The sequence below is a fragment of the Streptomyces sp. NH27 genome (genome assembly GCF_056859195.1).
This window is the reverse complement of record NZ_JACEGK010000521.1, coordinates 1-5754: the sequence shown is the minus strand read 5'-3', so window position 1 is coordinate 5754 and position 5754 is coordinate 1. Positions and strand designations below refer to the sequence as shown.

5 protein-coding genes and 1 pseudogene are annotated in these 5754 nt (G+C 71.4%); all 6 read right to left on the bottom strand.

What is annotated here, in order from left to right; genetic code table 11:
- Window positions 1–20: 20 nt before the first annotated feature.
- Complete coding sequence (locus AC13HU_RS30905; protein ID WP_483045279.1) at window positions 21–437, bottom strand: conjugal transfer protein TraB; 417 nt, start codon at window positions 435–437, stop codon at window positions 21–23.
- 17 nt (window positions 438–454) lie between these two features.
- Window positions 455–2077, bottom strand: coding sequence for an ATP/GTP-binding protein (locus AC13HU_RS30900; protein ID WP_483045278.1), 1623 nt, complete (start codon window positions 2075–2077; stop codon window positions 455–457).
- A gap of 574 nt (window positions 2078–2651) precedes the next feature.
- Window positions 2652–2960: a hypothetical protein gene (locus AC13HU_RS30895; protein WP_483045277.1), complete on the bottom strand. Its 309-nt coding sequence runs from the start codon at window positions 2958–2960 to the stop codon at window positions 2652–2654.
- Complete coding sequence (locus tag AC13HU_RS30890) at window positions 2957–3436, bottom strand: hypothetical protein (RefSeq protein WP_483045276.1); 480 nt, start codon at window positions 3434–3436, stop codon at window positions 2957–2959. The genes AC13HU_RS30895 and AC13HU_RS30890 overlap by 4 nt, the downstream gene beginning before the upstream one ends.
- Window positions 3437–3596: 160 nt before the next feature.
- Window positions 3597–5312, bottom strand: coding sequence for a DUF2637 domain-containing protein (locus AC13HU_RS30885; protein WP_483045275.1), 1716 nt, complete (start codon window positions 5310–5312; stop codon window positions 3597–3599).
- A gap of 257 nt (window positions 5313–5569) precedes the next feature.
- Window positions 5570–5754 (bottom strand): annotated as a pseudogene (locus AC13HU_RS30880) (DUF5999 family protein); the annotation flags it as partial.

Sequence of the window (5754 nt, the reverse complement as noted above, 5' to 3'; positions counted from 1 at the left end):
GTGGTGGGTGGGGTGGGGCGTCAGCGGACGAGGAACCCCGGCCTGGGGGTCTTCTCCCGCCGGTTGGAGCGGATGTCGTCCAGCGCCCCGTAGAGCTTGGAGTGGGTGGCGCGGGTCTGGTGGGTGAGGTCGGCGGTCTCGGCCGCGGTGTCCTGCAGCTTGCGGACCTGCACCGCGGCGCCACCGAGTGCGACGGACACGTTGCTGGTCAGCTCCACGAACTTCGGGTCGAGACCGGCGTTCGCGATGTCACGGGCGGTGTCCTCGGCGCGTTTGGCGTTGGCCTGGACGCTGCGCAGCAGCGCCTCGAGGTCCAGGCCGGCGTCGTCCAGCGCCCGTCCGAGCGCGGCGAGCTTGGCCTGGACGGCCTTGTAGCGGTTGTCGCCATCGGACGGCGCGGGCGCTCCGGCGCCGGCGCGGGGTACGAGTGCGGGCATCAGGTGCTCCGTCCTGCTCAGTCGTGGTGGGCGGCGGCCGACGCGTAGCGCAGGCCGGCGTCCTCCTTGGCAGCCATGTCCTGGCCGTAGACGCGGGCGACGGCCGCCGCGGCGAGCTTGGCGGCCTCCAGGGCCAAGCCGCACTCGGTCGCGCAGCGGTCGGACTGGGTCTTCATGCGGGCCGCGGAGTCGGCGAGGTCCGCGATCAGGTCGGTGACGGCCGTGGTGACGTTGTGGTCGCCGATCAGGTCGGTGGCCATGTCCCGCAGCGCGTCGGCGACCTTGTCCAGGGCCTCGGAGAGGGCTTCGGCCTTCTCCTGGTCGGAGGCGGCCTGGATGGCGATGTTCGCCATCTCCATCAGGTAGTCGTCGAAGGTGATGTCCGTACGGTGCTGGGACGCCAACGGCCCCTGCCCCGACGGCCTGCTGACCTGCGTGCTGCTCACGCTGCTCCCTTCGTTGTGGGGGCGGTTGGGGGGTCGGCTGGTCCCGGGCCGCTTCGTGTGCGGCTCCGGTGCGGGCGGCAGGCCCGGGGCGCCGGGCGTGACCATCGGCGACCATGCCCTGCGTCCGTCGCCGTGGTCGACGATGTCCGCGTCGACGATGTCGTCCTCGCCCTTGCCGTCGGTGCCCGCCGGGCGGGTGGGGTGGTCGGGCCACTCCACCGTCGGGGTGGACTCCTCCGCGTCGAACGGGCTGTTGGCCTTACGGCGTCGGTTGCGACGGCGCCTCGTGCGCCTGGTCCGGCCCGTGCGGCGGGCCCGGCCGGTGCGCCGCCGGGCCCGGCGGCGCTTCTTCGACTTCTTCGAGTCGTCCGACGTCCCGTCACCGGTCTTGGCGTCCTCGGCCGGCTCTTCGGTCGCTGCTCCGTCCCTGGTGGACTTCGCGCCGCCGGTGCCCTTGTCCTTGTCTTTGGTCAGGTTCACCTTCTGCGTGCCGGCCTTGCCGGCGGCCGCGTCGGCGCGGCGCTTGTCGAAGCGCCGTTCGGCTTCCTCCGTCAGGGCCTGACCGAACGTGGTCCGGCCTGCCGCGGCTTCCCGCTTCGCCTTCCGCGCCGCGTCCCGTTCCGCCTTCTTGGCCCGGCGGTCCTCCCACGCCTGCTGCCGGTGGGCGCGGGCCTGGTCGCGGTCCTGGGTGCGGTCGGCGACGCCGGCGGCGTGCCCGACGTTGCGCCGTTCCTGCTGTCCGGCCTGGCGGAGGCCGGCACGGTCCTGGCGGCCGCGGGCGCGCTCGGCACGGGCGTTGGACGCCGGGCCGCGATCGCCGCTGTCGCCTCGCAGGCCGCCGCCCCGCCCGGGGCCGCCAGAGCCCGTCTGACCGCCTCTTCCGCCCCCGGGTGACCGGTTGAACCCGGGCCCGGTGTTGCGGCCGCCAGGGGAGCGTTCAGGGGCCTTCGTGCCGCCCCTGCCGCTGGGGCCGCCCCCGGCCGGTCCGGAGCCGGAACGCCCCATGAGGCCACCGGAGTTGGTGCGCGACGGCCCGGTGCCGCCGCCACCCCCGCCGGCCTTCGAGCGTCCCTTGTCCGTCCCCAGGCCCGAGCTGGGCGAGCGCATGCGGTCGGCGTCGGCCTTTCCGCGCGCCGCCGCCCTGTCGCTCCGGGCTTTCATCACCGCGGCGTGGAACTTGCCGTTCTGCTCCATCAGCGCGGTTTCCTGCGCGGTGCGGGACTCCAGCAGCGCGGTCTTCCGCGCTATTTCAGCCTCACGGAAAGGGCCTTCGCCCTCGTGGAGCGCCCTCGCTCTTTCCAGGCGGAATTCCAGCCAGTCACCGAGACGGTCAGCGAGAGAACGAGATTGGGCGTATTCGCCTTCCTCGTATTCACCGTCGCCTTCTCCGATTTCCGGATCCGCTATTCCTTCCGACCGCAGCGCCATCGCCGGGTCCGGGGCTGCCGGAATCCGGGGAAGTTCCATCGTCGTCTCTTCCGCAGACTCCGGCGGAGCCTGCGGAATGTCGTCCGGCGACGGAATGGTGTCCGCGAAATCCGGGATCGGCGGTGGCGCGTACGAGGAATCACCGCCCCGCCAGGGGCCTTGGACCAGGGTTCCGCTGGCGGCCCCGTCCGGTTCGTCGGGCTCATCGGGCACGGTGCACCTCCCTCCAGGGGGTTGACACAGGGTGGGGTCTTGTGTGCACGCGCGTGCACGTGCACGTGTGCACGCTTTACGCGCGCGAGGCCCCGCCGGAGCCCGGCGGGGCCTTCGTTGGTGACGGTCAGTTACGCGGGCCGTGCTGCTGCAGGACCTGCTCCGCGTACTGCATGAGGTGGTCCCACAGCCTCCCGTCACCCGCGGCCCGCCTGTCCATCGCAAGCTGGAACAGGCGGCAGACGCTGGTGAATCCGGGAATGACGTCGCTGCGTCCGGCTTTGACGTCCTTGGAGATCCGGGACCGAGTCACGCGGAGCCAGAATTCCATCCGGCCGATCTCGCCGCGGCTTTCGATCGCCTTGCGCTCTTCTTCCTTCAGCCAGTCGTTCCGCCCTTGAATGGAGCGTTCGACGCTGGTGAGGGGGCGCGTCACGCCGACTCCCTGTTACCCAGGTCGTAAATCGACGTAGGAGCACTGTAGCCCATATTCGAGCTCTGCGCACCCTGCTGCGGCTGATTCTGCGGCGCGGCCTGGATCGGCGGGGCGTTCTTCCGCTGCTTTTCCAGTTCCTTCTCCTTTCGGTCGCGGGCGGTATTCGCCACGGTCTCGTCGTGGGCGCGGCGCTTGTAAGCGCTCGATTCCAGGCTCTCGGTGAGGCTGTTGAGGCTCTTCAGCACGTCCCCGAGGGCCTTTTCGACGGGCCGCGCACGCAGCCGCGCGTGGTACCAGCGGTCGCCCTCCACGTGCGTCTTGCGCAGGTGGACTCGGGTCTCCAGGGCGAGGGTCTCCAGGTTGTTGCCGATGTCCAGCAGGACCCGCTGAACGTCGGCCAGGTACCGGGCGGTTGCCTCGGGGTTCTGCGCCACGTCGCGCAGAGGTGCGTGATTCGGGTCGTTGGTGCTGTTCACGGCGGGAATTCCTCCTGGTGTACTGGGGGTGCTGTCGGCTGCTTCCGGCAGTCGCAGCGAAGGCCAGGCCAGCCCATATGCCGTGGGCTGGGCTGGTCTTCACTGGTGGTGCCGGATGTTCTGGCCGGACCTGCGGAGCGGCCGACCTGGTGCGCTGGGTTCAGGCGACTTCGGCGGGGAGCTCGCCCTGCTCCTGGAGGATCTGGATGGCGCGCCGGCGCCGACCGGACGCGGTCGCACCGGAGACACCGAACAGCGCCTCGATCCGGGAGAGGGTGACCGCGGGCAGGCCCTCGGTACGGATCAGGTCGGCGACCTTGCGGGCGTCACGCTCCACCGGGTTCAGGCGGGCTTCAGCCTCGATCGCGGCCGCCTTCAGTTCATCCTGCGCGGCCTTCACCCGGGCCTGCGCGGCGGCAGCCTTGTCCTGCTCGGCCTGCCGCTCCAGCGCCCGCGCGTCAGCTTCCGCTTGGACCAGCTTCCGGCGGGCTTCACCGGCCTTCAGGTCCGTTTCAGCCGCGAGGCGACGGGATTCAGCAGCGTCCTTGTCGGCCTGTGCGGCTGCCGCGTCGTCCTCCGTCATCTGCCGGCGGGCGGCGACGGCTTCCGCGCTCTCCATCAACTGCGCTTCGGCCTCGCGCTGGCGGGCCTGGGCCTCTTGGCGGAGCTGGGTCTCGCGCTGCGCGGCAACCAGCTCGGCACGCTCGCTCTCCCAGGTGAGCTGGTTCTTTTCCCGCTGGCGGGCCAGTTCGTCCTGCCGGGCGAGTTCGGCGGCCTCCAGCTCCTTGACCTTCGCCTCGGCTTCCGCCGCGACGCGCTGGATCTCGGCCTCGGCTTCCGCCCGCTGGACCTGAAGCGCGGCCTCCGCCTGCTGAACCCGTACTGAAGCCAGCGCGTCGGCCTCCGCCTTCGCGGCCTCCAGGTCGCCTGCCGCGCGGATCTGAGCAGCCTGCGCGGCGAGTTCGGCGGCCTTGACTTCGGATTCCGCTTGGACTCCCTGAAGCCGGGCACGTGCCCGCTGAAGGTCACGCTTGCGCTCCCGAAGTTCGTCGGCGACCTCCTGCCGCATCGGCTCTTCGAGCGCCTGCTCGATCGTCATCCCGTAGGCAGCGAGCCGCAGCGGCTGAAGCTGGTCCTCGCTCGCCTTGAAACGCCACAGCCGGCCGTGCTCCTTGCGCAGACCCGAGCGGTAGACCATCCGCTGCCGGTCCCGCTCCAGGCCAACCTCGTAGGAGGTGATCTCCCACGACTTCATCAGCCGGTTGACGCGGAAGCTACTGATCGGCTTGAAGATCCACCGGATGAAGCGGATCCGTTCCATCTGCGCCCGGCCCTTGACCGCCCCGATGTGCGCGGCGTAGAGGTGCGCGGCGATCTCGGAGAAGACCACCCACAACGCCACCAGGGCGGCGTGGCCGAACTGGCTCGGGCCGGCGGCCGCGGACTGCCAGTTGAGGTAGATCGTGGCCACCGCTCCCAGGCGGGGGACCCACTTGACCCAGGCCAACGGCTTGTCGGCCTTGATCAGGATCAGGTTGATGATGGAGAACGCGAGGATGGACAGGTCCAGTCCGACCGGCAGCATCCACGGGCTCTCCCATCCCCAGCCGCCGTCGGCGGGGGCGGCGGCGGCCTTGCGTTCCAGCGCACGGTAGGAGCTGGCCAGGCCGATGCCGGAGACGCCTGCGGCGAGCAGGCCGCCGATCGCGGCCAGCGTCCAGTCACCGGGGCTGAACCCGAGGCCGCTCTTGGGCTGCTGGGTGTCCGGCGCGTCGGCCGGCTGTCCCGTGCCGGGCGGGATACCCGGGTCGTTCATCCCGGTCTGCGTGAGATCCGCCGCGGCGCCGGGGGCCGGAGCGGTCGTGGTGTCGAGCATGGACAAGGCGAACACCTCCGTAGGTGTGTGGCCGGCCCGAGGGCCGTGAGCGGGTGGTGGCCGGGTCAGACGGCCGCGAGGCCCGCCTTCTGGCGGGCGGTGTGCTGGTCCTGGAGGTCCTCCAGCCGGTCGGCGAACAGGTCGCCGTCGGTGCAGGGCACGTCGGCCTGGCAGGCCGGGCAGGTGTTCATGTGCTCGGTGGCGGCCTGGAACGCCTGCATGTAGCGGACGAACAGGTCGTCGCCGGCGGTGGTCGCGGTGTCGGTGGGCCGGTGCGGGGCGATGATCTGCCCGCCGGGGAGCAGCTCGCCGGTGTCCTCGAAGAGCAGGACGCCGTTGCACAGCAGCGACCAGCCCTGCTCGGGGTGGCCGGCCACGGTCTGCGCGGCCTCCCGGTCGGGGCTGTCGGCGGTGGGGCAGGGCGGGGTGTGCGTGCAGGGGG

What these genes read in the sequence shown, in the direction of transcription:
- AC13HU_RS30885 (WP_483045275.1), bottom strand. Translation starts at nt 5,312, where the DNA reads ATGCTCGACACCACGACCGCTCCGGCCCCCGGCGCCGCGGCGGATCTC.
- AC13HU_RS30905 (WP_483045279.1), bottom strand. Translation starts at nt 437, where the DNA reads ATGCCCGCACTCGTACCCCGCGCCGGCGCCGGAGCGCCCGCGCCGTCC.
- AC13HU_RS30900 (WP_483045278.1), bottom strand. Translation starts at nt 2,077, where the DNA reads ATGGAGCAGAACGGCAAGTTCCACGCCGCGGTGATGAAAGCCCGGAGC.